The organism is Nitrosopumilus sp. (assembly GCF_025698945.1).
In the GTDB taxonomy this organism is placed as follows: Archaea; Thermoproteota; Nitrososphaeria; order Nitrososphaerales; family Nitrosopumilaceae; genus Nitrosopumilus.
This window is the reverse complement of record NZ_JAILWM010000001.1, coordinates 717,112-741,709: the sequence shown is the minus strand read 5'-3', so window position 1 is coordinate 741,709 and position 24,598 is coordinate 717,112. Positions and strand designations below refer to the sequence as shown.

29 protein-coding genes and 1 tRNA gene are annotated in these 24,598 nt (G+C 34.4%); 11 read left to right on the top strand and 19 right to left on the bottom strand.

Features of this window, described 5'->3' with window-relative positions:
* Positions 1–21 precede the first annotated feature (21 nt).
* Positions 22–552 carry an OsmC family protein gene (locus tag K5790_RS04680; RefSeq protein ID WP_297592808.1) on the bottom strand — a complete coding sequence of 177 codons (531 nt, stop codon included), beginning with the start codon at positions 550–552 and terminating at the stop codon, positions 22–24.
* Positions 553–778: 226 nt separating this feature from the next.
* On the bottom strand, positions 779–961 hold the full coding sequence (locus K5790_RS04675; RefSeq protein ID WP_297592807.1) for a hypothetical protein: 183 nt from the start codon (positions 959–961) through the stop codon (positions 779–781).
* Between the two features lie 251 nt (positions 962–1,212).
* Between K5790_RS04675 and K5790_RS04670 the strand changes: the two genes are divergently transcribed.
* Positions 1,213–1,593, top strand: a complete 381-nt coding sequence (locus K5790_RS04670; RefSeq protein WP_297592806.1) for a hypothetical protein — start codon at positions 1,213–1,215, stop codon at positions 1,591–1,593.
* A gap of 19 nt (positions 1,594–1,612) precedes the next feature.
* On the top strand, positions 1,613–2,455 hold the full coding sequence (locus K5790_RS04665; RefSeq protein ID WP_297592805.1) for a matrixin family metalloprotease: 843 nt from the start codon (positions 1,613–1,615) through the stop codon (positions 2,453–2,455).
* Between the two features lie 4 nt (positions 2,456–2,459).
* Here the strand turns inward: K5790_RS04665 and K5790_RS04660 are convergent, their stop codons facing one another.
* Positions 2,460–2,633 carry a hypothetical protein gene (locus K5790_RS04660; protein WP_297592804.1) on the bottom strand — a complete coding sequence of 58 codons (174 nt, stop codon included), beginning with the start codon at positions 2,631–2,633 and terminating at the stop codon, positions 2,460–2,462.
* Between the two features lie 91 nt (positions 2,634–2,724).
* On the opposite strand from K5790_RS04660, the gene K5790_RS04655 reads away from it, so the two are divergent.
* Both K5790_RS04655 and K5790_RS04650 read left to right on the top strand, forming a co-directional pair.
* A complete protein-coding gene (locus K5790_RS04655; RefSeq protein WP_297592803.1) occupies positions 2,725–3,834 on the top strand; it encodes a fibronectin type III domain-containing protein in 1,110 nt (369 codons plus the stop codon).
* Between the two features lie 119 nt (positions 3,835–3,953).
* Positions 3,954–5,672: a fibronectin type III domain-containing protein gene (locus tag K5790_RS04650; protein WP_297592802.1), complete on the top strand. Its 1,719-nt coding sequence runs from the start codon at positions 3,954–3,956 to the stop codon at positions 5,670–5,672.
* 349 nt (positions 5,673–6,021) lie between these two features.
* Here K5790_RS04650 and K5790_RS04645 read toward each other — a convergent pair whose 3' ends face one another.
* Positions 6,022–6,831 (bottom strand): hypothetical protein, encoded by an 810-nt coding sequence (locus K5790_RS04645; RefSeq protein WP_297592801.1) that lies wholly within the window; start codon positions 6,829–6,831, stop codon positions 6,022–6,024.
* Positions 6,832–7,082: 251 nt separating this feature from the next.
* Here K5790_RS04645 and K5790_RS04640 point away from each other — a divergent pair, with 251 nt between their 5' ends.
* Positions 7,083–7,292: a YlcI/YnfO family protein gene (locus K5790_RS04640; RefSeq protein WP_297592800.1), complete on the top strand. Its 210-nt coding sequence runs from the start codon at positions 7,083–7,085 to the stop codon at positions 7,290–7,292.
* Between the two features lie 111 nt (positions 7,293–7,403).
* Here K5790_RS04640 and K5790_RS04635 read toward each other — a convergent pair whose 3' ends face one another.
* Positions 7,404–7,964 carry a matrixin family metalloprotease gene (locus tag K5790_RS04635; RefSeq protein ID WP_297592799.1) on the bottom strand — a complete coding sequence of 187 codons (561 nt, stop codon included), beginning with the start codon at positions 7,962–7,964 and terminating at the stop codon, positions 7,404–7,406.
* Between the two features lie 49 nt (positions 7,965–8,013).
* Positions 8,014–8,107: transfer RNA gene (locus tag K5790_RS04630), tRNA-Val, on the bottom strand.
* A 94-nt stretch (positions 8,108–8,201) separates the two neighbouring features.
* On the opposite strand from K5790_RS04630, the gene K5790_RS04625 reads away from it, so the two are divergent.
* Complete coding sequence (locus K5790_RS04625; RefSeq protein WP_297592798.1) at positions 8,202–8,450, top strand: hypothetical protein; 249 nt, start codon at positions 8,202–8,204, stop codon at positions 8,448–8,450.
* Positions 8,451–8,452: 2 nt separating this feature from the next.
* On the opposite strand, the gene K5790_RS04620 is transcribed toward K5790_RS04625, so the two are convergent.
* The 6 genes from K5790_RS04620 to ileS all read right to left on the bottom strand — a co-directional run bounded on the left by K5790_RS04620 (position 8,453) and on the right by ileS (position 14,990).
* On the bottom strand, positions 8,453–8,620 hold the full coding sequence (locus K5790_RS04620) for a 50S ribosomal protein L40e (RefSeq protein WP_297592797.1): 168 nt from the start codon (positions 8,618–8,620) through the stop codon (positions 8,453–8,455).
* Positions 8,621–8,651: 31 nt separating this feature from the next.
* A complete protein-coding gene (locus K5790_RS04615; RefSeq protein WP_297592796.1) occupies positions 8,652–9,569 on the bottom strand; it encodes a CoA-binding protein in 918 nt (305 codons plus the stop codon).
* On the bottom strand, positions 9,566–10,672 hold the full coding sequence (locus tag K5790_RS04610; protein ID WP_297592795.1) for a succinate--CoA ligase subunit beta: 1,107 nt from the start codon (positions 10,670–10,672) through the stop codon (positions 9,566–9,568). Before K5790_RS04610 ends, K5790_RS04615 begins: the two co-directional genes overlap by 4 nt.
* A 40-nt stretch (positions 10,673–10,712) precedes the next feature.
* Positions 10,713–11,042 (bottom strand): hypothetical protein, encoded by a 330-nt coding sequence (locus K5790_RS04605; protein ID WP_297592794.1) that lies wholly within the window; start codon positions 11,040–11,042, stop codon positions 10,713–10,715.
* Positions 11,043–11,154: 112 nt separating this feature from the next.
* Positions 11,155–11,742 carry a DNA protection during starvation protein gene (dps, locus tag K5790_RS04600; RefSeq protein ID WP_297592793.1) on the bottom strand — a complete coding sequence of 196 codons (588 nt, stop codon included), beginning with the start codon at positions 11,740–11,742 and terminating at the stop codon, positions 11,155–11,157.
* A gap of 50 nt (positions 11,743–11,792) precedes the next feature.
* Positions 11,793–14,990: an isoleucine--tRNA ligase gene (gene ileS / locus K5790_RS04595; protein WP_297592792.1), complete on the bottom strand. Its 3,198-nt coding sequence runs from the start codon at positions 14,988–14,990 to the stop codon at positions 11,793–11,795.
* Between the two features lie 85 nt (positions 14,991–15,075).
* Here ileS and purD point away from each other — a divergent pair, with 85 nt between their 5' ends.
* Entirely contained in the window at positions 15,076–16,338 is a 1,263-nt protein-coding gene (gene purD / locus K5790_RS04590) for a phosphoribosylamine--glycine ligase (RefSeq protein ID WP_297592791.1), read from the top strand.
* Here the strand turns inward: purD and K5790_RS04585 are convergent.
* Complete coding sequence (locus K5790_RS04585; protein WP_297592790.1) at positions 16,329–16,892, bottom strand: 5-formyltetrahydrofolate cyclo-ligase; 564 nt, start codon at positions 16,890–16,892, stop codon at positions 16,329–16,331. The two genes, purD and K5790_RS04585, sit on opposite strands and share 10 nt — an antisense overlap.
* The gene (locus K5790_RS04580; protein WP_297592788.1) at positions 16,882–17,745 is read right to left on the bottom strand and encodes a bifunctional 5,10-methylenetetrahydrofolate dehydrogenase/5,10-methenyltetrahydrofolate cyclohydrolase; all 864 of its coding nucleotides are present in this window, start codon (positions 17,743–17,745) and stop codon (positions 16,882–16,884) included. Before K5790_RS04580 ends, K5790_RS04585 begins: the two co-directional genes overlap by 11 nt.
* Before the next feature lie 104 nt (positions 17,746–17,849).
* Here K5790_RS04580 and K5790_RS04575 point away from each other — a divergent pair, with 104 nt between their 5' ends.
* Positions 17,850–18,122 (top strand): antibiotic biosynthesis monooxygenase, encoded by a 273-nt coding sequence (locus K5790_RS04575; RefSeq protein ID WP_297592786.1) that lies wholly within the window; start codon positions 17,850–17,852, stop codon positions 18,120–18,122.
* Between the two features lies 1 nt (position 18,123).
* Positions 18,124–18,444, top strand: coding sequence for a cupin domain-containing protein (locus tag K5790_RS04570; RefSeq protein ID WP_297592784.1), 321 nt, complete (start codon positions 18,124–18,126; stop codon positions 18,442–18,444).
* Here the strand turns inward: K5790_RS04570 and purN are convergent.
* Positions 18,441–19,058, bottom strand: coding sequence for a phosphoribosylglycinamide formyltransferase (gene purN / locus K5790_RS04565; RefSeq protein ID WP_297592782.1), 618 nt, complete (start codon positions 19,056–19,058; stop codon positions 18,441–18,443). The genes K5790_RS04570 and purN overlap by 4 nt on opposite strands.
* 55 nt (positions 19,059–19,113) lie before the next feature.
* The gene (locus tag K5790_RS04560) at positions 19,114–20,061 is read right to left on the bottom strand and encodes a calcium/sodium antiporter (RefSeq protein WP_297592781.1); all 948 of its coding nucleotides are present in this window, start codon (positions 20,059–20,061) and stop codon (positions 19,114–19,116) included.
* 157 nt (positions 20,062–20,218) lie between these two features.
* On the opposite strand from K5790_RS04560, the gene K5790_RS04555 reads away from it, so the two are divergent.
* Positions 20,219–21,181, top strand: a complete 963-nt coding sequence (locus K5790_RS04555; RefSeq protein ID WP_297592991.1) for an exonuclease — start codon at positions 20,219–20,221, stop codon at positions 21,179–21,181.
* On the opposite strand, the gene K5790_RS04550 is transcribed toward K5790_RS04555, so the two are convergent.
* The 3 genes from K5790_RS04550 to K5790_RS04540 form a co-directional block, all read right to left on the bottom strand.
* Positions 21,174–21,410, bottom strand: coding sequence for a hypothetical protein (locus tag K5790_RS04550; RefSeq protein WP_297592779.1), 237 nt, complete (start codon positions 21,408–21,410; stop codon positions 21,174–21,176). The two genes, K5790_RS04555 and K5790_RS04550, sit on opposite strands and share 8 nt — an antisense overlap.
* Positions 21,373–21,498, bottom strand: coding sequence for a hypothetical protein (locus tag K5790_RS04545; RefSeq protein ID WP_297592777.1), 126 nt, complete (start codon positions 21,496–21,498; stop codon positions 21,373–21,375). Before K5790_RS04545 ends, K5790_RS04550 begins: the two co-directional genes overlap by 38 nt.
* A 105-nt stretch (positions 21,499–21,603) precedes the next feature.
* Positions 21,604–22,881 carry a DUF4147 domain-containing protein gene (locus K5790_RS04540; protein ID WP_297592775.1) on the bottom strand — a complete coding sequence of 426 codons (1,278 nt, stop codon included), beginning with the start codon at positions 22,879–22,881 and terminating at the stop codon, positions 21,604–21,606.
* Positions 22,882–22,926: 45 nt separating this feature from the next.
* On the opposite strand from K5790_RS04540, the gene K5790_RS04535 reads away from it, so the two are divergent.
* Complete coding sequence (locus K5790_RS04535) at positions 22,927–24,552, top strand: cation:proton antiporter (protein ID WP_367182842.1); 1,626 nt, start codon at positions 22,927–22,929, stop codon at positions 24,550–24,552.
* Positions 24,553–24,598: the final 46 nt, after the last annotated feature.

Here is a 24,598-nt window from a genome sequence, read left to right as displayed (position 1 = left end):
TTCTATTCTTGATACAAAATTCTAAACTATCTTGGCATCTACATTGATTTTGTGTGACATGCTATACATTGCAGGACATCGCTCTTCTGCCATTGCTAATACTTCTTGAAGCTTTTTCTTGTTAGCATTATCGCTTTCTGCCTCTACCTGAAAATTAATCCCTTCTGTAATTGCTTCCTCTGAAATATCAAATGTTTTTGCAAAATTTATCTGACATTGTGTTTTTACTTTTAGTTTGGTTAGTTTGATTTTCTGTTGTGCCGCAATTCCAACAAATGTTCCAATAAAACATGATGTGATTCCTGCAACACAATATGCCATTGGGCCTAATCTGTTTCCCTGACCTCCTAGAAATGATGGGGAGTCAATTTCAATTACTTGCTTTCCTTTTTCATAGCCAAGTTCTGTTTTGAATTGAAATCCTTGGCTTTGATCTAAAATCCATTCTCCTTCAAGCTTTACTGGTTTTCTTAGAGACTCTTTGTCTTCTCTTCCTTTTTGTGCTGTTTGGGAAACTTTGGTTAAATCCACATTGTTAATTATTTCTGTCATGATACTCCTTGTATTTTTTTACTTAAAGACATTACCTATATTTGCAAAACTGAAAATGGACCTAATGGGTAGTGATATTGTGGTGATTCTTTTTTTGGTTTCATGATTACTGAAATTTAGTTTCATTTTAGTTTATTACGTGTCTCTAGTAGATTATCTTTTTGAAATTTGCTTTTCTAGTAACTGTAAATCATGTTGGGTGTTGAATGCTATTCTAATACATCTATTATCTTAATTTGTCAATTAATGTGGTAACTGCATTTTTTATTGATTCGAATTCATTTTTTGTATTCTTGTCCATGAATTTATCGTATTGTAATTCAAATGAAGATATTGCAAGTTGAAGAACCATAATGTTGTTTTGAATTGATTTTGAGTGGTATAATGCTGTTTTTTCAAAGTTTTCCATAGGCTTGATTATTTATTCTACGATTAAAAAATGCTGGAAAATTATCATTAGTTTTGATTCCTTTCTGGCAAGGCTAATATTCTATGATCTTCTAAATCTAATTCTTTCTTACTCTAATTATTGCAAATATTATGAAAATGTATTCTCATAATTTGAAAAATTTGTGCCTGTTTCCACCGTTGTTTCCAAATATGGTATTAATCATTTATGACACCAATCTGCTTAAGTACCACTTTTGGAATTAATACTATATGAAAATAATTCTTCTTGATAATGATCTTGAATTATTAGATGTATTTCAAAAATTTCTAACTATTGCCGGTCATGAGTGTATTACAACTGATAAACCTGTAGTGGCGTTGTCTTTGATTAACACATTTCAACCTAATGTTTTGATCTCAGAATATTTTTCAAATGATGAAAACTATGTGGAATTATTTAAAAAATTAGGTTCTCAGAAAATATCCACCAAGACAATTATTCTTACATCTGTGGAGTATGGCATTAAGGATCTTGAAACGCTTGAAAATCAAGGTATATCAAGCATTTTTCTAAAACCTATAGATCCTCTGTTGATACTAAAAACACTTTCCCAATTTGGACAAAAACACCATCTAACTTTATCGATCTAATTCTGGAGTATTTTTCTCCTTGTATGCATCTAAAAATATTGATCAAAAAGAACTGTTACACCAAGCAATTTTTTACTTGGCAGGAACTTCCAAAAAAGATAACCAAAACAATAAGACAATTTTAATTACAATAGTTTCTTTGTCAGTAATTATTGGATCTGTGATAATTGGATTGTCATTTGACTTTACTTTTGACAAAGTTTACGATGATTCTTTTACCTCTAACTATGTAATTCAAAATCTTCGTGGAGACACAATTGATACTTGGGTTTCTTGGAAAATTCCAGAAGGTAATTTGTTTCATATTCATGTTGTCAAATCAGAGTATGCCACAGAAGAAAGACTTGACGCGATACTGAATGTGATAATGTCTACTGAAAAAATAGAAATTGATGATTCCCTGATGCACAAGGGTCCTTCTGGAATCACCTCTACGTATTATGAAGGATGGATGGGTGCACTCAACAGCATTAATTCTGATACTGAAACCCCAATTCCAAAAAAATTACATTTCCATGTAACTGACAAGGGTGAAGGCGACGTTTTAATTCAACTCACTAATCTTTCAAGTCCTGATGGATACAGTGGATATACTACATCAATTGTTGATGAAACAAGCCATGAAATTTTAAAATCCAAAATCATGATATATGATGTAAACAAATTATCCATTGAGGAATTGAAGACTGTTATCAGGCATGAATTGGGTCATGGATTTGGTCTTGCTCACTCCACAGCCATTGAAGACCTAATGTATCCTGTAATTGAGACAAACTATCCATATATCTCCGAATGTGATATCTCTGCACTGGTAGCACTTTATGATGGTTCAAAGAAAAGCAGTGTGGTGTGTGAGAAATAGTACTTTATCGAACATTTGCTGTTTTCTTTATAATATTAATTCTATTCACGTGCATTATTTTCAATGAAAGTGCATATGCCTTACAATATGCCAGACCTACAAGTGTTTTTTCCGGAGGATGGGCAAGTGGAACTTTTACTGCAATTGATGAATCTATACAAAATGATAGTGATTTCATCACTTCAGACACTCTGGGGAAAAACAAAAATGATTCCGTTGAATTTTTACTTAGTCCTCTAAGTGATCCACAAGCAAGCTCAAATCACATATTGAGATATGTTTACAAAAATGATGCTGTAGGTAGCAACACTCCGTCACTTACTGTCACATTGAAACAAGGTCCCATGTCCATAGCTTCTTGGACTCATTCTTCAATACCTACATCTTTTGTTTTAACAACACAAACACTTTCCTCAATACAATCTGATTCTATTACAAATTACTCTGATCTGCGAATTAGTTTTAATGCTCAATGTGATGCTTTATGCGGAAATTCTCCTTCTGCTAAAAACTCGATTTCTGTATCATGGACTGAGTTTTCAGTGGGCGATGCTCCAATATCTGTACCTGCTCAAGTTACTGGACTTTCTGCTGTTGCAGTTAGTCCATCTCAGATCAACTTGTCATGGACTGCACCAAATGATGGTGGCTCTGCAATTACAGGATACAAAATTGAAAGAGAATCTCCTATAGGTAGTGGTTGGTCTATTTTAGTTTCTAACACTGGAAATACAAATACAAATTATTCTGATTCTGGATTAAATCATTCTACCACATATCAGTACAGGGTAAGTGCAATCAATGCCATTGGAACAGGTAGTCCATCAGATGCTGTCAGTGCAACTACTCAGAGTATGACATCTACAATCCCTGCTCAAGTTACTGGACTTTCTGCTGTTGCAGTTAGTCCATCTCAGATCAACTTGTCATGGACTGCACCAAATGATGGTGGCTCTGCAATTACAGGATACAAAATAGAACAAAAAGACGGTCCGTGGTCAACAATTGTTGCAAACACAGGAGATGCAACAACTGTATATTCCGTTACTGGACTAAATGCCGATACCACATATCAGTACAGGGTAAGTGCAATCAATGCCATTGGAACAGGTAGTCCATCAGATGCTGTCAGTGCAACTACTCAGAGTATGACATCTACAATCCCTGCTCAAGTTACTGGACTTTCTGCTGTTGCAGTTAGTCCATCTCAGATCAACTTGTCATGGACTGCACCAAATGATGGTGGCTCTGCAATTACAGGATACAAAATAGAACAAAAAGACGGTCCGTGGTCAACAATTGTTGCAAACACAGGAGATGCAACAACTGTATATTCCGTTACTGGACTAAATGCCGTACCACATATCAGTACAGGGTAAGTGCAATCAATGCCATTGGAACAGGTAGTCCATCAGATGCTGTCAGTGCAACAACCCTGCCTTCACCTACTGTTCCCACAATTCCATTAAATCTGATTTCCACTGCGGGGGATTCTATTGTGGTATTGAACTGGGATGCTCCCCAGAGTGATGGTGGTGAACCCATTTTTGATTATGTTGTTGAACTAAGCTCAGATAATGGGCAAACATGGAATACATACGATGATGGTATTTCTGTGGTGACTGAAACTATGATTTCAGGACTAGAAAACAATCATCGCTACTTGTTTCGCGTTTTTGCCGTTAATATGGTAGGTGATGGTCCTTTTGCTCAAATCGATGCAATGCCCACTGGTTTTTCTTCTACTGGTAATTATGAACGACCTCCGCCAAAAATAATGGGTGCTGGGTTTTATCAGATAGACACGAATAACATTTCAGATGAATACTCCAAGATTCTTCTTGATGTGGATATTGACAGTAATGGTCTATTCAAACAATTTGTTCCTTATAGTATGAAAAGTGATAAAATAGATCAAGAAACTTTTGGAGGTTTTAGTAATTATGAAAAAAGAGGCCAATATGTTTATCTTGAGAAGTCTAGTACATTTCCCACATTTTTTGGAAAAGTAGGTAAACCTATTCAGATACAAATTCGTTTAGAAGATCAATTTGCAAGCACAAAGATAGAGCATCTGTCTCTATATACTGACAATCAAAGTCGCGACAAATCTTCTGCAAAAATTGAATTGAATTGGAACAAGGGGAAACCTTTGTCTGTTATTGATCAAAATGGATTGTTAGACACTGCTAGTGCTTATTTTTCACTAGAAGATGGATTCCTATGGGTAGTCTTTGATCTTGTGTTTGAAAAGGAAATGGAAACATCTGACATCTTTTTAGAATCTTGGAATGAGATGAGAGACCCAAGTATCAAGACTCTTCATGATTCCTTTAAGGTGTCTAAATCTGATTATGTACCAAAACAAAGAATTTCTCTTAGTGTGGATGTGGATTTATCTCATGACACCTCGAATCCCACATGTCATGCACGCGACGCTTGTTTTACACCATATAATGCAAAAATTCTCAAGGGTGGTGTCATATCATGGATAAATAATGATTCATTTATGCATGATGTTGAGAGTGGTACTCCTGGAAATCCTACAAATGAATTTGATTTGCACATAATGCCTGGAGAAACTTTACAGAAAAAATTTGAAAAAACTGGGGTGTTTTCTTATTTTTGTAGATTGCATCCATGGGCAACTGGGATGGTTACAGTACTTTCTGAAAAACAAGAATCTATCCCTGTTTCTACTGATTTACACAAACCTGTTTTGCATGTTGCATCAGAAACATCTTCAGGTTCGATAATGATTGAAAACACTGATACTGTGATTATTCCAAACAAAGATCTTACTTTTAAAATTTCAGGACATATTAAGGACAAAAAGAAAGGACAACCAATAATTGTAGTTATAATGAGGCCTGATGCCACGACTGAAAAACTCAGAACAACTACTATGGACAAAGGATACTATTTCATTCCTGCCAAACTAAACCGAAATTGGCAAGAGGGAGATTATACAGTAACAACATTCTACAAAAATGACAAAATAGCTTCAATAACATTCTTTGTTACTGATAAGAAGCCAGTGGGCTTTGGAGGAAAATTGTTTGATAAAAGAGCAGAACTTGAAAAAATAATTTCAGAATATGTTGATTCGTCTTTATTACTAACAGATCTTGATAACTGGATGAAGGAAAATGGATATGATAAAAATGATATTGAATTTATTCATGAGAAATTATTGAATTTTGGGCTGAAAAAATAATTTTATTTGAAATAAAATTCAAATCTTTTACGATTTGATAAGATATTGTGGTGGACCGGATGGGTAGTGATACTGTGATGGTTCTTTTTTGAGTTCCATCGTGACTAGGAATTTGTTTGATTTTAGTTTTCTGAATTTCAGGCATAATCTGGGACTTTTTGACCCAACTTGCTCTACTGGTTCGGTCGAGTGACGAGAATTATTTTGAGCCAGTTTGGCTCACTAATTGAGGACTTCTTTCAAGACAAGTTAGTATCTTGGACTGTAGGGATTCGATATCATAATTGATTTTCAATGCTGTTGTAGTTGATAAAATCTTCCAACAGGATTAAAAAATAAGAAAAAAGGGTTAGAGATTGTCTATTACTGCTTGTGCTGCATCAATTAATGCTTGACCATCTTCAGAACTGATTTTTCCAGTACTGATCATTGCTTCGATTTTGTTAATGAAAGAACCAAGCATTCCTTCTGCGGCAGTTGTACTGTCTTCTGAAATCTTGTCAATTGCATTCTCCAATGTACTGGTCAATGAATTTGCATTCCCTGTACTGATATCACCTGATTCAAGCAATTCTAGTACTTCATCTACTATAGCTTCTGTTTGCTCTTCAGGAGTTTCTGGTTGAGCATAATATGTTGCAAATCCAAAATCTTGAATTGTTCTGAATGTACCTCTATTTGCAGAACCGTCAGGATATAGATCATCACTAGAACCTCTCCATGAGATTGTTGGTCCGTTTAACTCACCTGTTACAGAAACGTGTATTGAATAAGAGGATCCGCTTAATATCTCCAGTGGAGGATTAAATTCTACATGAGTCGGAATAATTGGGTCATTGGTACCAATTACAGTTGGAACATCAACAGTAGTGGAGGCTTGACCAATTACAATTCTTCCAGGTTCATCAGTAATTGTAGCGGTAATTGTAACAAATTCAATTCTGTCATTACCATATCTGTCATTAAGATACAAATCCACTGCACTTAGATTGTCAACAGATGTACGAAATGATTGGGAAAGATCATAATTACTAGCCAACAATTCGTTACTAAATGGACCTCTAAAACTCTGATCAACTTGATCTGCAAATGCATTAGAAACTTGCATTCCTGCAATGAATGTCAATGAGATTGTCAAAAGTAGTATTGTTTTAGTCATCGAATTGATGAATATATGATATTAATTAAATCTGATCCTATGCTAATATTCCAGAAATTACTAGTTATCACAACTCATCGTTTCCCGATCTCCCATTATCATTCACAAAATTTTGACTTGGTCAATTTTCAGGCATAAACTGGGACTTTTTTAGAGACAAGTTAAAGGCCTTGTCCGGTCGGATTCAAACCCTCTACGTTCCGCAACTCTGACGGTCTTTAAAAAAACCAACAGTAAACAACCGTAAACAGATGTCTCGAACCGTTTCTGCCCGTATACCAAATGACTTGCATGAGGAGCTTAGGCAAAGATGCAACCTGATAGGCGAGTCAATCAATGACTTTGTCAAGGCATCAATCGAATTTGCATTGTTCAATACTGTGGAGTTTGACTTTGGGGACGAGGTTGCAGACGAACTGGACAGACAAAGAGAAGAGTTTAGGGAAAATCATGAAAAGTAGCATTACGGTACCACCTTTTTTTATGTATTGCTAATTTGGGTTCTGTCAACTTATCGTCAGATATTATAGATGTCAAAATTCGTCGGGTAGGGTTTTAGGCAGTACCGTACTTTAGTTTTCACAAGTCACAGTTCTTTTCTCATTACCATCATACAATTCAGAAATTGCTTTGATGTTGCATGGGTTAACATAAGGAAAATTGGTCTTTATGGTAGGATACATCAAGTCATCAGGGTTATCCGAATATGCAAGACCAAATGCATGACCTAATTCATGTCGTACAATTGTCTCTAATTCGTTTAAACTTAGATTGTCTACATCAAATATTGTGATTTGTGATTTCAATATCTGGTTATTTGATTCATCCACCTGTGATCTTGTATGTCCACTATATCCATCTGCGTTTTTCAATTTTGTAAGTTGTATTGTGATATGTCCAGTTCCAGAATCAGATACTGCTGAATGGTAATGGATTGGAATAGGAAATTTTGTGCCCTGTATGGTTCCCAATGCACCTGCCCAACCCTTGTAATATGTTGATGACCCATCTATTGGAAAGGTATGCAAAAGGTTATTTGGAATTTCTAATGTTTCAGTGGAATATATTGCATTGTTAATTGCATCTAGTCTTTCCTTGCCAATCCTCTGGAACTCTTCTTTTGTTATCTTCAATTTCTTACTCTGTATTGTTTTGGAACTTAAAAAAGAGACACTAGAGGGATGGACCGGATGGGATTTGAACCCACGACCTTTGCGGGGATTATTCCCTTACGCAGTGTGAGTGCGTCATCCAAACCAAACTAGACGACCGGTCCAACGTTTCTACAAAATGACGAGTTTTTTTGTCTTTGCTATTCTGTGATACTGATATTACCCTGAGCTTTTCTACTGATTTTAGAAATAATTGATATGTCCTTACAAGAATTTGATGCCTTAATTGATAGAATGCAATTAGCTTTAGAGTATGCAGAGAATTTAGGACAGTATGTTGAAGCTGCCAAAGTGCTATACCAGATGAATGATCAACTTCCTGATGATATTCAGATATCTTTAGAAGAGTTGGATAATTCTGATGCTGCAAAGTCATTTGTATCTCGATACAAAACTGAACTAAGAACTGCTATTGTATCTTATAGGCAAAGATTGTTAAATTACTAGTTCTATTTCTTAACGCCGAGATTTCTGTTCTTTAATCTCAAGTATGGATTTCTGCATTTTCTGCATCTTTTAGCCCCAATATCATTTCTACAACCACAGTTAAAGCAAATTCTCATTACTAGACGTGCTTGTTGTGCAATTCGTTTCTTTTCTGGATCTGTGATTGGCATTTAATTTTCACCCATTTCTCTCCCTTTTATTCTAAGCGGATTTTTCCATCTTTCCTGCTAATAATACAGGAACTTGAGCGGGTCTTTTTGCCACTGGAATGTTTGCTTTGTTAAACATTGAAACCTTGGATTCTGCAGAACCATATGTTCCCATTACGATTGCACCTGCATGTCCCATCCTCTTCTCTTTAGGTGCTGCACGTCCTGCAATGTATGCCACAGTTGGTTTCTTAAATCCTGAATCAATAATTTTCTGAGCTAACATCTCTTCAGAGTCTCCACCAATCTCTCCCACAATCACCAATCCTTCTAAATCTGGAACATCTTTTACCATGTCAAATGCATCAATTAGTCTAGTTCCATTAATCGGATCACCTCCAATTCCTATGGTTATGCATTGACCAAATCCTGAATTAGTTAGTGCATCTGAAATTTCATATAGTAAAGTACCACTCTTTGATAGTACTGCAATGTTTCCTGCTTTAAATGGCATTGCTGGCATGATACCAATTTTTATCAATTCTGGAATCATAATTCCAGGAGTATTTGGCCCAATTATCACAGCACCCTTTTTGTTTGCAATGTCTAATAACTCCATAGTGTCTCTAATTGGAACATGTTCTGGAATTGCAACTAGTAGTTTTATTCCTGCCTCTAATGCTTCTTTTCCTGCAGATAAGAAGAATTTTGCTGGAACAAAGACTATGGATATTTTTGCACCAGTTGCCTCTACTGCTTCTTTCATTGTATTGTAAATTGGTACACTGTCATTCCATGTCTGTCCGCCTTTTCCAGGAGTAACACCTGCAACTACATTTGTTCCATATGCTATCATGTTTTGTGCATGTAATGATCCATACGATCCTGTGATTCCTTGTACAATGACTCCTTTCTTTTTATAATCTGAATCTTCAGGTTTTCCTTTGAGCAATTCAAAAATATCAGTCATTTTTTTACTCCCATTACTGCAGCATTAATTGCCTCTTCAACTGAATCATAAATTTTTGTTCTAGAACCTTGAAGCATCTCTTTTGCTTTTTCTGATTCTGTTCCCTTTAGTCTTGAGAATACTGGCAAGTCAATTAAATTATCTTCATATGCTTTAAGAAATGCTTCAGCTACTACTGTGGTCTTTACAATTCCTCCATAGAGATTTACAAGAATTCCTTTGACTCTTTTGATTTTACTAATCAATGTTAATGCTTCATAGACTGACTCTGTTGTTGCACCACCACCAACATCAAGAAAGCATGCTGCTTTTCCACCATTATCTGATAACATGTCAAGCGTAGACATTACAAGTCCTGCACCATTACCTACTACTGCAATATCTCCATCAAGCTCAACAAGTGAAAAGCCACTCTTCTCTGCTCTCTCTTCTATCTCTGTCTTTTCTTGGTACTTTTGCAGCTCATCATGTCTGAAATTACTGTTATCATCTGTTACAAATTTACCATCAAGGGCCATGATTGAATCATCTTGCATTATAGCTAGTGGATTGATCTCTGCAAGCTCTGCTTCTTTTTCAATTGTTAATTTTGATAATTTTTTTAATGTGTCTACAAATTGGTCTGCAGTTTTTCCTACAAGGCCCATCTCTTTTGCAACTTCCTTTGCCATTTCATCAGAGACATTTCCCAATCCTACTTCTTTGATGATTTGGTTTTTGACTGATTCAATTTCAACTCCTCCTTCAGCTGATGCAATTATTGTGTAGCATCTCTTTGAGCGATTCAAAAATAATGATAGGTACAATTCTTTTTTGATATCTGCCATCTTTTCAAGAAGTATGGCTCTTGCCTTTTCTCCTTTGATTGTCAAGTCCATGATTTGGGGATACTTTAATTCAAATTCATCATCATTTTTGCAAACCTGAATTCCTCCTGCCTTTCCTCTTCCTCCAACTGGAACTTGGATTTTAATTACAAATGGATATCCTAACTCTTTTGCGTGCTTGCGACCCTGCTCAATATCTGTTGATGCCTTACTATCAAGCAGATTGATTCCATACTCTCTGAATAATTCCTTTGCTTGAAACTCTAGCAGACGCATGCAAAATTTGTGAATTTTACGGTCTTTATTAACTATGATGTTATTTTAGCTGCTCTTCGAGAAAATCAATCATCTCTAAAAAGCGATCTTTGCTTTTCCTCAATAACTCTTGAGGATATTCTTGAATTGTAAAAACAAATTGTTGATGAAAACTTGGAACCAGTATTCCTCCTGATGTGACCATTTGCTCAATGACATATCCCTTTGTTAGAGTACAAACAATTTCTTCATATGATTCATCTTCCTCCTCTAAGGTTTGTCTGTACAATACAATTGGTTTGTTTGTCTTTGCAACAATGTTTGAGCCTTTTTCTAACAGATCTGATAATTGCTGAATCTGCCAAGCATCAAGGCTGATTTGCTTTACCACAATATTATAATGTCATTTTTCTATATAACCGTGATAAAACAGCTCATATTCACAACGTGTCGTTATTCAAATCACCCTAATCATTACTAAAAGAAAGAAAATGATTTGGCACTTATGCCATATCGAGTGCTCTAGAGTGTTTTCTGGTATGTGGTCTCTCACCTGAATATTTTCGTCTCATGTGTCCTGATGGTCTTCCATAGATTAACTCTAGGAACCATGACTCATGTTCGATCTCTTCAGCTAAGATGTCTTTAGCAATATCATACGTGGCAGGATCCTTACCGTGGGTCATCTGGCATATTTTATTCCAGTTGACTATTGCACCCTGTTCTGCTTTAAGACATTTCTCTAGAATTGCTTTATGATCTGTTGGATTTGCTGGAAGCTGTAGGAATTCACAACCAGAAATTTTGATAAATTCTGTTGCATCATTTGGAAGAGAACCTCCTAGTTGGTAGATTCTCTCAAGACATGATTCAAAATGGCTAAGATCTTCTAGCCTTGCATCTTCGATAATTCCTTTGAGTCCTTCTCCTTCCATGCCTGTGCAATGTGCTCTGAGGTTGGTAAAGTAATAGTATGCAGTAAATTCAACTGCAGCATTTTTGATTAACTCTTTTACCAGCTCATCAACATCCAGGCCGTTTTGTTTTAGAACGTTTATTCCAACAACATTTGGAGTTTTTGATTCGGACATTTGATCCTATCAATTTTGATTCTAATAAAAATATTACATTAATTTTCAATTCATTCTACAGATATTCTGATTTTTTGACCATCAATATCGTCATCTTTGTATTTCTTGCATGATTGCTCAAAGTTAACATCTTTTACTCTAACAAGAAATGCTAACTCTTCTGATTTTTCTTTGATCATATCTAGTGATTCTTCATCCAAGTCCAAAATTGATGCCACTCTTAAAACATCAGTAGGGTTGTATCCTCTCTCTTTTCTTAAAGTTTGTAATCTTCTTGCGACATCTTTTATCAATCCTTTTGCCATCATCTCTTTGTTTCGAGATGTTGAGATAAATACAATGTAGTTGTCTCTACTTGACATTGCAAAGTTTTCAGCAGCATCAAAGTCAATTATAAAATCTTCATTATCTAGTGTTATAACGTCACCGTCAATTTCAAAATCAAATCTACCTTTTTCTTTTAGTGATGATATGATTTCTTCTTGGTTAGTTTCTGAAAATATTGAAACTAATTTCCCCATGTGTTGTTTTGCTTTTGGCCCAATTTTTTTTCTCTCTAATTGAATTGCAGGAATTACTGGCAATCTTAATTTTTTTAATTCCAAAATTTGTTCTAACCCTGAATCATTTTGTATTTCAACTATGCTAAATTTTTCTACATTGAGTTGTGATTGCAATAAATCAGATAATGATTCGAGTTTGTTTTTTTGATCTTTTTTTACACAAATTACTGCCTCATTAAGTGGCCACCTTCTCTTTAGCTTTCCTTTCATTCTAGCTGCAGATGATACTGAAACCACGTCTTTCATAATGTCAAATGCCTCTTCAATCTCTTCATTTACTAGTGATTCTTGGTATTGAGGCCATTTATCAAGCAGAATACTTTGTTCTCCTTCAAAGACTGTCTGGTAAAGATACTCACTTGTAAAAGGACACAGTGGATGAATTAAGATATCTAGTTTTTTGAGAACTTCACTTAATACTGCATAGATTGCTAATCTCCTATTCTTCTTTTCATCATCTTCATCCCACAACTCTCCTCTAGTAATTGGAATGTAGATTTGACTGAGATTGTTAATTATAAAATCATCAATAGCTTTTGCACCTTCATGGAATTTACAAGTCTCATTTTTTTCTGTAATTTTTAAAATGAGTTTTTGTAGCTTTGATAAGAGCCAGATATCTGGAGATGTAAGCAAATTGTTTTGTTTTGCCAACTGGATAGTCTTTGTATGATCAAAATTATCATATTGGCTATTTTGCTTAAAATACAGATGCAAGTTAAACAAGGTGTTGATCACCTGATAGGGCCTTGACATTAGCTCATCAGTGCTAAAGCTTAGAGGCTCAATTGGGCTTGCCTTCCACATAAAGTAGAATCTTACTAAATCTGCTGGATATTTTTGCAGTAATTCTTCTCCTTCCATTACGTTTCCTTTGCTTTTACTCATCTTGCCTCCTTTCTCATCAAGTACATGTCCCTGAAACAAGAATGCCTTGAAAGGAGGAGTTGGAGCATTGTTAAGAATTACATTCTCAATTAGCAGTGTGTATGCCCATCCTCTAGTTTGATCAATTCCTTCAGTAAAGAATGGTGCTGGAATCTCTTTTGCATATTCTTCATCGCTAAGTGATGAATATGGTGCAGAACCACTGTTGTGCCATGTATCTAAAACATATTCTTCTCTGTTTGTTTTTGAGCTACCACATTTTTTGCATTTTACAGAAATGTTGTCAATCCATGGTCTGTGCAACTCAAAGTCTGGACCATCTGGAAGATTTACTGCACATTCTGTGATCTCTTTTCTTGTAAAGAACCAATTTTTCTCACCACAGTCTTGACAATTCCAAACAGGTAACGGGCATCCCCAGATTCTCTCTCGAGATATGCACCAAGGGTGCTTCTCTTTAATGATTCCAAGGAATCTGTTTTTTGGTTGCTCAAAAAAGTATTCTACACTCTCAGCAGCATCAATTGCTTTGTTTTCTAGTCTATCTAATTTGTAAAACCATCCTCTTCTTGCAAGCCATACGATTGGATGGTGTGACCTCCAGCATAGAGGATACTTGTGCTTTATTTTTCCAATTTTTACTAATGCGTTGCACTCTTTTAGATCTTCAACTATTACTCTATCTGCATCTCTGACAAACATTCCTTGATACTTGCCTGCAAGAGTTGTAAATTTTACCTCATCATCAATTGGGCTAAAAATTTTTACATTTCTTTTATTTGCAATTTTGATATCTTCTTCACCGTTTGCAGGAGACAGATGAACCAATCCACTTCCTGTACTTGCATCCACAAATAATTCAGATACTCCAACATGGAAGTTCTCTGCTTTTGAGTATTCTTTTAATTCTGGAATCAAATCCAATAATGGATGAATGTATTTTTTTCCTTCAAATACTGAACCCTTTACTGTTTTTGCAATTTTATAATCTTCAATCTTTACTTCTTTCATGAATTCTTCTAGTCTTGTTTTTCCTATCACCCAAGTTTCATTTTCAACTCTGACATAAACATAATCTTCTTCTGGTTGAAAACCAACCATTGCATCCGTAACTAGTGTAAAAGGCATTGTCGTCCATACGATCAAAAATGCATCTTCATCAACTAGTTTTACTTTATAGTATAGTGATGGGTCTTTGACTTCTTCATATCCTTGATTGACTTCAGCATGACTAAGTGATGTTTGGCAACTTGGACAATAAGCAATTACAGTAAAGTCTTCTTCTAAAATTCCATTCTCATATGCTTTTTTTAGAACTTGCCATTCTCTTTCAATAAACTCATCTCTAAAAGTCCAGTAAGCTTTTTCGTGATTAAACGACATGCCAAGCATATCATCAACTTTAACCCATACCTTGTTGTATTTCTCTACGACTTTTTTGCACTCTGAAACAATTCTCTCAATACCGAATTGCTTTATTGCCTCTGTCTTGCCCCCTGTTACTCCTAACTCCTTTTCAACCTGCAGTTCCACTGGAAGCCCCTGAGTGTCCCATCCCCCATTGAACTCAATTTTTTTTCCTTGAAGCGTATTGAATCTATACCACAAATCTTTGATGACTCTTCCTCTTAGATGGCCTGCATGAGGAATCCCATTCATAGTTGGAGGGCCCTCTATAAATCGAATTTTTTCTGGCTTGTCTGATGAAAATATTTGTTTTTTCAAATCAAATGAATTGATGTACTCTTTTACTTGAGATTCTATTGCTTTTGCATCAAATTTACTAGAAAGTTCCATCTGGATTTTCTAATGTGTGTGGCATTATAAAGCTAAATTGGTTTTACAAGATTTGGATTATATTGTTGAAATAAAGATAATTTTCATGGTAAATGTTCTAGTTGTTGGCTCTGGGGGACGAGAACATGCTTTATCTTGGAAACTATCTCAGAGCAGTAAAGTTGAAACTGTCTTTACAGCTCCTGGAAATGGGGGAACTGAAAATAATGTTCCAATCAGTGTTAATGATTTAGATGGTTTGGCTGACTTTGCTAAAAAAAACAATTGCTTTACAGTAGTAGGTCCTGAAGATCCTCTGGCAGCTGGAATTGTAGATAAATTCATTCAACTTGGTCTCAAAATTTTTGGTCCAACAAAGAATGCCGCTCAATTAGAGTCTAGCAAGATTTGGGCTAAGAACTTTATGAAAAGAAACAATATCCCAACTGCAAGATTTGAAATATTTGATGATCCTAAGAAAGCTCAAGAGTATGTCGAGTCACTTGATTACAATGTTGTAGTAAAGGCAGATGGACTTGCAGCAGGAAAAGGAGTCATTGTTTGCAATAGCAATGATGAGGCAATTTCTGCAATTCAAACCATTCTTGTAAAAAAGACATTTGGTGAGGCTGGAAATAAAATAATCATTGAGGAGAGGATTGATGGAATTGAAGCCTCTTACATTGCACTCTCTGATGGAAAGATTGCAATCCCTATGGCATCAAGTCAGGATCATAAAAGAATTTTTGATGATGACAAAGGGCCTAATACTGGGGGCATGGGTGCATATTCTCCAACTCCAATAATTGATGATGCACTATCAAAAAAAATTCAAGAAAGAATTATTGATAAAACAATTCAAGCAATGACAAATGAAGGAATTGACTTTAAAGGATTTTTGTATGCAGGTATTATGATTCGAGACAATGAGCCATTTGTTTTAGAGTATAATGTCCGTATGGGTGATCCGGAATGCCAACCAATTACAATGAGAATGGACTTTGATCTGTATGATTATTTTATTGCAAGCTCTGAAGGAAAGTTATCCTCAATGCCCCCCATCTCTTGGAAGAATCAATATGCTGTTTGTGTAGTTTTAGCATCAGAGGGATATCCTGAAGCATATTCTAAAGGTGAAGAAATAATGGGTCTTGATTCTAATTCAAATGATTCTTATGTTTTTCATGCAGGTACAAAAAAATCTGATGGAAAAATTCTCTCCAATGGAGGTCGTGTTTTGGGTGTGACTGCGTTAGGTGATACTTTGGAATATGCAATCAAAAACGCATATGACTCAGTTGGGAAAATATCATGGCCTCACAAATATTTTCGAAAAGATATTGGTCAAAAAGGCATAGCCTATCTTTGAGTTTGAATCATTCTATCCTCAGTAACAATCCAATCAATTAGAATATCGTGTTCTGATCTTGGAATTTTTTTTACAATTTGTTTTTCTAATGTAATTGAAATTGTAGTTGTCTTGTTTTCAGCTAAAAACCTATCATAGAATCCATGACCATAGCCTAATCTCACACCGTCTGGTGAAATTCCAACTGTTGGTATAATTATCACCTCTAGATTGTTATCTACTGGACAATCATCTTTGGGCTCCATGATATCAAAACTACCCTTTTCTAGGCTTGAGAAATCCGATATTTTTCTAAATTCTATATTTTTTCCAACAACTTTTGGTAAGAAAACCTCTTTTCCTTCACTGATTATTTCTTGGATGATATCTTGTGTTAACATTTCACTTCCAATAGGATAGTACAATCCAATTTTATTTGCATTTTTGTATGCATAAATTTTTTTTAATTTTTTTTGAATCTTTGCACTTGCAATCTTCATTAGATCAAAAGATGTGTTGTCTCTTTTTTCTAAAAGAAGATTTCTAAGTGATTTCTTTTCGGGACTATCTTCCAATTTGACTACTCAGAGATGCTGCAGTTATGGTATTTTTTAATAGCATTGCAACTGTCATTGGACCTACTCCTCCTGGAACTGGTGTTGCAAATGATGCTTTTTGAATAATTTCGTCATAATCTGAATCTCCCACTAGTTTTTCATTATGTCTTGAGATTGCAACATCAATTACAATAGCTCCTTCTTTAATCATATCTGCACTCAGTGTAAACTTGTTTCTGTCTCCAACTGCTGTAATTATAATATCTGCTGCTTGACAAATTTCTTTTAGATTCTTTGTTTTAGAGTGACATGTCATGACAGTTGCATTTTTATCTAAAAGCAAATGATACAGAGGCTTTCCTACAAGATTGCTTCTATTAATTAAGACGACATTTTTTCCTTCTAAATTAATTCCATGATAATCAAACATCTCCATTACTCCTGATGGTGTGCATGCAACTAGAATTGCTTTTTTCATTGCAAGTAATCCTGCGTTGTGTGGTGTTAAACCATCTACATCTTTTAGTGGTGAAATTCTTGATATTGTTGCAAATTCATCTAGATGTTTTGGTAATGGTAATTGGATTAAAATTCCATGAACTGAACTATCTGAATTTAAATTATCAATGATACCGTTTAATTCGTTTTGGGAAATTGATGCATCAAGTTTGTGATCCTTAGTTTCAATGCCTACCTCTTGGCATGCATTGTGTTTGTTTTTCACATATGTTGCAGAAGCAGAATTATCTCCAATTAGAACCGTGGCTAAACATGGTGTAATTCCTTGAGATTTCATCTCATCAACAGCTTTTTTGACTCTGTCTTTGACTGCCTGGGCAATAACTTTGCCGTCAATTCTAACTCCTGTCATACCTTATTTTTGATCTGTAGATATTTAATTCTTGGAATTCAGTTGTGGCAATCTTAGAAAAGAAATTTAATGGGATTTTTTCATGATTAATCATGTTTGTAATGATGGCAGATATTCAACTCAAAGAAGGAGCTGAGGAAGATTTCAAAAAATGGTTTTCTGAATCAAACAAGATTCTTTCAAGTTTTCCTGGATTTGTATCTAGAAAATTCCTAAAATCGCCTGATGGCAGTTATAGAATTTTTGTAGAGCATGAAAGCAAAGAGACTTTTATCAAAATGCATCAAAGCCCAGAACATGAAAAAATTCACCCAATGGGGCATTCTTTTATGAGTGCAGATCCTATCCGTAAAACATTCACAGTAGCTGCTGAATAAATTGAAACTTGATTTTGATTTAACTTCATATTATAAAAAAATCAAAACTAGTAACTTGTATTTTCATACATTTATCAATAAACCCACTTTAGCCGCAGGAGTTTTACTTTTACGACCAGGTGAAGAAGACACTCAAACTCCTCATAACAGTGATGAGATATACTATGTCATCTCTGGAGATGGTTATCTCAAAATAAATAATAAAGATTACAAAGTATCAAAAGATAAAGCATTTTTTGTTGGAAAAAATGTTGAACATTATTTTCATGGAAACAAAAAAGAACTCAAGGTCTTGTATTTTTTTGGTGGACCTGATTCCTAAGTAATTTTTGTTTTTCTTCCATAAACTTTAATTTTTTTTCTAGCAAATAGATTAACTGCCTCCGGATAAATCCTATGTTCTTCTTTTAGAATTCTTTTTGATAATGATTCTTCTGTATCATTTTCTTTGACTTTGACTACTGCTTGAATTATTATAGGACCTGTGTCCATTCCAGAGTCCACAAAATGTACAGTGCATCCTGAATATTTTGTTCCATACTCTAAGGCTTGTTTTTGTGAATCAAGTCCTGGGAATGCTGGTAACAAGGCTGGATGAATATTTATGATTCTATTTTTGTATTTTTTTACAAATTTTGGGCTAATAATTCTCATAAATCCTGCAAGGCAAACAAGCCCATTTTTTGGTGTTACTCCATTTTTTGATAATGCAGAAATAATTTTCTCATCATATTCTTCTCTTGTTCCTTTGAATCCTTTGCTTTCAATAATCTCAGTTTTTACACCTAACTTTTGTGCAATTCTGAGACCCTTTGCATTTGGGTTATTTGAAATTACTATTGCAGGATTTATTGGAATCTTTTTTCGTTTTATGGTTTTTAAAATTGATTCCATGTTGCTCCCGCGACCTGAGATTAAAATTCCTAGATTTAGCAACTACTCTTTGTAAAAATTACCTGCAATTAAAGTCTATGAGATTATAATATGTTTTTTATCTATAAAGTAAGATTGTGATATATGCCAAATACCCTCCAACTAACATAATGCCTTCTATTCTACTTATTTTAAATCCTGAGCGCATGATTGGAATCAATACAACACTAAAAGCAATCATTACAATGATATCTATAATCACTTTATCATTAACTTGAATTCCTGCAATCATTGATGCAATTCCAACTATTGCAAAAATATTGAAAATGTTGCTTCCTACAATATTTCCTATGCTTAGATCAGAGTGACCTTTTCTTGCAGCAACTATTGATGTGATCAGTTCAGGTAAAGAGGTTCCAACTGCAACTAGAGTTAACCCTATGACTAATTCCGATACTCCTAAACTTTTGGCAATGGTTACAGAATTTTCAACTGTTAGAAATGATCCTATTGTTAATAATATCAGCCCTATTCCAACTAGTGTCAATGATTTTGTTAGAAACCTTTTTTGAGTTAGAATCGTTGTTGATTTTATTGTCTCAATGTCTGCTTCTTTTTTTGAGCTTTTGTAGCTAAATACTAGAAATCCTACAATGCCTGCAATCAAAATCACTCCGTCTAAAAAATCAATTTTACCATCAAAAATCACTGCAGCTAACAGTATTGCAGATCCAATCATAATTGGAATCTCTTTTCTAATTGTGGATTTTGAAACTGCAATAGGCGTAATTATTGCTGATATTCCAAGAATTATCCCTATATTGACAATATTGCTTCCCACAACGTTTCCTAATGCCACATCTGAGAATCCCTGAAGAGCCGATGATACACTAACTGCTAATTCTGGTGTTGATGTGCCAAAAGCAACGACTGTTAGGCCAATTACTAGTTGGCTAATCTTTAATCTGTTTGAAATGTTAATTGAGCCTTTGACTAACCACTCTGCTCCAAAATAGAGCATTGCAAGCCCTAGAGCGACAACTAAAACATTGAGAATTAACTCCATTGACATTTTCTAAAAACGATCTTGTCTATTTAATCTTGGAATATAGATTTGGAATCTGATTTATTGAAGAATAGTTTGATCTGGGGTTTGCAAATGTTAAACCTGTAATTTATAACAAATCCAATTATTTTCAATTTCGTTGCCAAGACAAGTTAGGATGACTAGGAATGGAATTTTATGTGAAACCGTAGATAAACGAGTTTTTTTGGATCCTAAAAATAGCCATGTTAATGGAATAAACTTTGTTTCCCATGCTCACTCTGATCATCTTCCATCAAAAAATGGTGGAACTATACTATCCTCAATTGAAACAAATGAGATAGCCAATTTACGTGGATTTAAAATGCAAAATCATATCGAATCTCTGGAAGATTTTTCATTAATTGATAGTGGACATATACTTGGAGCTAAAGGTTTACTCTTTGATGATATTTTCTACACTGGGGATATTTGTACCCGCAAAAGAGGCTTTTTACAAGCAGCACAAATTCCAAAATGTAAAATTCTAATCACAGAATGCACATTTGGTCTTCCAGAATTTGTTTTTCCAAAACTTGATGAAATTCTAAAACAAGTAAATGAATTAATCTCTGAACTTTACTCTAAGGGGATTCCTGTTATTCTAATGGGTTATCAGTTAGGAAAAGCACAAACCATTACTCAGCTCTTTGGTCATTGGGGTCCATTGTATCTTCATGATTCAGTAAAAGAGATGAATTCCCTTCATCAAAAATTTGGGGTTCTGCTAAATGATGGAATCAGTCATTCTGAGGCTCAAAAAACTGGTTTACTGGATAAAAAACCATGGATTATGGTTGCTCCAATGCTTTCTGAAAAAAACAAATTCATTCAAGAAATGAAATCAAAGTATGGCGCTGTAACTATTGGATTTAGTGGCTGGGCGCAATCCTCCCGATTTCCTTTTGGTAGAAGAACCGACTATTCTTTTCCCATGAGTGATCATTGTGACTTTAATGAACTAGTTGAGATGGTGTTAAAATCTGATGCAGAACAAGTTTACACTATTCATGGTTTTGTTGAAGAGTTTGCACTTCATTTACAGAAGCTTGGAATTAAAGCACAACCCCTAGTTGAAAATTCTCTTGATGATTTTATTTAGTAAATTTATTGCATTCACAATCCGATACTAGACATGTTTCAGAATTTCTAATATGATCATGAGAGAAATGTTTGCATTTTTCATTTTTACAAATTCTTCTTTGAGCTTCTTTTTGAACGACTAATTGGGCAATAGAATTTGCTTTATCTTTTGAATAACCTTTCTTATCCATATAGAAGTGAACTACTTTGTTATAGAGAATTTCTGGCTTGAATTGTTTTTCTAACAATACTGCCTCCTCCTGTTTCCTCTCCTAAAACTTGATCCCTTATGGCAGTCACATTTACAAGATTCATCATTGCAAAAACCTTTTTCATTTTTTATCATGTTTCTATTAAGACATTATAATATTTCAAATACTCTCATTATTGATTGGGTATTTGTTTAGTTTTAGAACATTTTTTAAATATATTTTAAATTTTTCATCTTAAAATCACACCAATATCCATCAGATTTGTATGTGTAAAATCTGTAATGATGTTGGCTTTTTGTTTTTGAAAGAATCTTCCTGAATCGCTATTTTTAAGATACTCTTTCATAATATCCAAATCTATTTTGATATTCTCTGTAATTGCTCCTGCAAAAACGGAATTCCCATCAATGCCGTCTGTTCCAAGTGATGCAATAACCATTTTTTTTAATTTTTGTGTGTTCTTTAGTAGTCTTAAAACTAATTCTTGATTTCTTCCACCCATACCCTTCCCCAAAACTCTGACTGTAGTTTCCCCTCCAAAAATAAGACATGATTTTTGTTCATCTGATATGCTCTCAAGGATCTTCTTTACAGCTTCTTTGATATCTCCAAAAATTTGGATTGAATTGATACTATATCCTTTGTTTTTTGCAATCTTTTTCATTTCATTAAGACAATCCATATTATTTGCAATGATGTAGTTTTTTATTCTTGGTTTTTTTGAAATATTTTCAACCTGATTCGTTTTACCTTTTTCTAATACTTGTAAAACTTCGATTGGTGTTTTTCTTTTTAATTTGTATTTCTCTAAAATATCTAGCGCATCTGAATAAGTGGTCTTATCCATGTATGTAGTTCCTGATGCAATTGATGATAGATCATCTCCTTCAACATCAGACATTACTAAACTTACTCCACTACATTTCATGTTTTCAACTAACTTTCCTCCTTTAATTTTAGATAGATGTTTGCGAACACAATTGAACTCTTGTATTGTTGCACCTGATTTTAAGAGTAAATTTGTAACGTGGATTTTATCATCAAGTGTTATCTCATTTGGCATTGCCAGCAATGAAGATCCTCCACCCGAGACTAGGAAAATAACTAATTCATCACTTCGTCTGTTATCAAGAAATTTTATAACTTCCTTTGCAGCCTTTACACTTGTTTTATCTGGTTTTGGGTGTCTTGAATTAAAAATTTGAAATTTCTTACCTTTTATTTTCGATTTTGAACCTTTTGGAATTACAACTATGCCACTCTTTATTGGAATTATTGCATTAAGTGCTCTAGTCATTGAATCTGCTGCTTTTCCAAATGCAACTGAATAGATGTTTGAAAATTTTTCAAGATCAACTATGTCTTTATTGATTTTGATTTTATTTGGCATTACAAATTTTGGAATAATGTTTTCAGGATTTGCAGCTTGCAATCCTGCCTCTAAAATTTCAAGACAATCTTTCTTTTTCTCCGAATTTGCCAATTCGTCAAAGTTTTTGATTATCATGCCCCTTCTCAACAATTAAGATATAATAATACACGTAACTAGCTTTTGCTAGCCTTGGTTTTTGAATCCATTCTTTATCTTGCGGTCTTGATTATTTCAGCTAAATTATTTGGCGAGCTGATGCATAGGATTAACCAGCCAACTATTATCGGAAATGTTCTGGCAGGAATAATTGTAGGTCCTGCATTATTTGCAATAGTTCAACCAGTAGAGGCAATTGATCTATTTGTCTCAATAGGAGTGTTTTTCCTATTTTTCTTAATTGGACTTGAAGAAATTGACCTCTCAGGATTATTCAAGGTAATGCGAGGAAGAATTTTTGCAGGTTCTGCTGTTGCATTTTTAATTCCATTTGTCACTGCAGGAATCTTTGGACTGACTTTGGATATGAATTTCATTCATGCTTTTGCAATAGCAAGTGTAATTGCTGCATCTAGTCTTGGTGTTACTGCAAAAATTCTCACTGATTTGGGAAAACTTCGCTCAACAATTGGTTTGGAGATATTTACAGTAACAGCTGTTGTAGAGTTTATTGCAATTATTATCACGAGTGTTCTAATTCAAGTAAATCAGAGTGATAATCCAGAAATTTCTGAATTTCTTTGGTTATTTGCAAAAATGATCATCTTCTTTGTAGTAGCTGGGTTGGTATCAAAATTTATTGTTCCGCCCTTTTTCAGATTTATTCGAAAACATTTGCAACTAAAACTAATTTATTTTGGATTAGTTGTTGGTATGATTCTTTTAGTTGCATACTTTGCAGAATTAAGTGGAATCCATGGAGCTATTGGTGCATTACTTTTAGGAATTGCAGTATCTAGAATGAATAGAGAAGACTATACTGAGATTTCTCAACATATTCATGTCATTGGATATGGTGTCTTTATTCCAATATTCTTTGCAGGTATAGGATTACATTTTACAACTGGCTTTTTGGAGATTCCAATCTGGGTAATTGCAGTCTTTATAGGAATTATTGTTGGAGTAAAATTTGTATCTTCGTGGATAGCTGTTCGTATCGCACGGATGTATCCTGCTACTACTGTTGCATATGGTGTAATGTCAAAGGGCGCAGTAGACCTTGCCCTGCTCTTGTCTTTGCTTGAAGTAGATATTGTAGATGAGAATCTGTTCTCTTTGCTTGTTTTAGGTACTTTGATTACAATGATTATATCCAGCGTTGAATTACAGCGTAAATTAAAAAAAGTAATTCAAGTCAAGGTTGGAAATCTTGAGATTGCAATGCTGCCAATTTACTTCCGACGTGCAGTATCTGATAAAAAGGCAGAAGATGCTATGATTACACAATATCCTATAGTTTTTCAAAATGAAAAAATTAAAGATATTTTGGAAAAACATGATTTATCCAAGATGCCATGTTTGGTAAATGATGTTGATCATACTATAGGTATAATTTCTAAAAAAGATCTTTCAAAGGTTCACAAAAATAGTTATGATAAATATACTGCTCAGGATATTATGAATAAAAAATTCAATACAGTGCTTCCTCAGGAGTATCTGTTTTCTGTAATTCAGAAAATGAATTCCCATTCTTATGATCTGATCCCAGTTACCGAACCCAGCCCAAATGGTAGGGTGATTGGAGTTGTGACTAATGAATCAATTATGGAATTGTTGTCAAAAAAACCAATTCCTAAAAATGAAAGTTAGTTTTTTCATACTTTCTCGTTGCAACATATAATAATAATCAATAATG

Bases quoted from the DNA above. Each gene is read 5' to 3' on its own strand.
- K5790_RS04610 (WP_297592795.1), bottom strand. From the start codon at position 10,672: ATGCGTCTGCTAGAGTTTCAAGCAAAGGAATTATTCAGAGAGTATGGA.
- K5790_RS04620 (WP_297592797.1), bottom strand. From the start codon at position 8,620: ATGCCAATCACAGATCCAGAAAAGAAACGAATTGCACAACAAGCACGT.
- K5790_RS04545 (WP_297592777.1), bottom strand. From the start codon at position 21,498: ATGAAAAAGGTTTTTGCAATGATGAATCTTGTAAATGTGACTGCCATA.
- K5790_RS04645 (WP_297592801.1), bottom strand. From the start codon at position 6,831: ATGACTAAAACAATACTACTTTTGACAATCTCATTGACATTCATTGCA.
- K5790_RS04625 (WP_297592798.1), top strand. From the start codon at position 8,202: ATGTCCTTACAAGAATTTGATGCCTTAATTGATAGAATGCAATTAGCT.
- K5790_RS04555 (WP_297592991.1), top strand. From the start codon at position 20,219: ATGACTAGGAATGGAATTTTATGTGAAACCGTAGATAAACGAGTTTTT.
- K5790_RS04670 (WP_297592806.1), top strand. From the start codon at position 1,213: ATGAAAATAATTCTTCTTGATAATGATCTTGAATTATTAGATGTATTT.
- K5790_RS04615 (WP_297592796.1), bottom strand. From the start codon at position 9,569: ATGACTGATATTTTTGAATTGCTCAAAGGAAAACCTGAAGATTCAGAT.
- K5790_RS04640 (WP_297592800.1), top strand. From the start codon at position 7,083: ATGTCTCGAACCGTTTCTGCCCGTATACCAAATGACTTGCATGAGGAG.
- K5790_RS04675 (WP_297592807.1), bottom strand. From the start codon at position 961: ATGGAAAACTTTGAAAAAACAGCATTATACCACTCAAAATCAATTCAA.
- K5790_RS04575 (WP_297592786.1), top strand. From the start codon at position 17,850: ATGGCAGATATTCAACTCAAAGAAGGAGCTGAGGAAGATTTCAAAAAA.
- dps (WP_297592793.1), bottom strand. From the start codon at position 11,742: ATGTCCGAATCAAAAACTCCAAATGTTGTTGGAATAAACGTTCTAAAA.
- K5790_RS04680 (WP_297592808.1), bottom strand. From the start codon at position 552: ATGACAGAAATAATTAACAATGTGGATTTAACCAAAGTTTCCCAAACA.
- ileS (WP_297592792.1), bottom strand. From the start codon at position 14,990: ATGGAACTTTCTAGTAAATTTGATGCAAAAGCAATAGAATCTCAAGTA.
- purD (WP_297592791.1), top strand. From the start codon at position 15,076: ATGGTAAATGTTCTAGTTGTTGGCTCTGGGGGACGAGAACATGCTTTA.
- K5790_RS04580 (WP_297592788.1), bottom strand. From the start codon at position 17,745: ATGACAGGAGTTAGAATTGACGGCAAAGTTATTGCCCAGGCAGTCAAA.
- K5790_RS04660 (WP_297592804.1), bottom strand. From the start codon at position 2,633: ATGAAATCACTATCATTTTGTATAGATTCATCAATTGCAGTAAAAGTT.
- K5790_RS04540 (WP_297592775.1), bottom strand. From the start codon at position 22,881: ATGATAATCAAAAACTTTGACGAATTGGCAAATTCGGAGAAAAAGAAA.
- K5790_RS04560 (WP_297592781.1), bottom strand. From the start codon at position 20,061: ATGGAGTTAATTCTCAATGTTTTAGTTGTCGCTCTAGGGCTTGCAATG.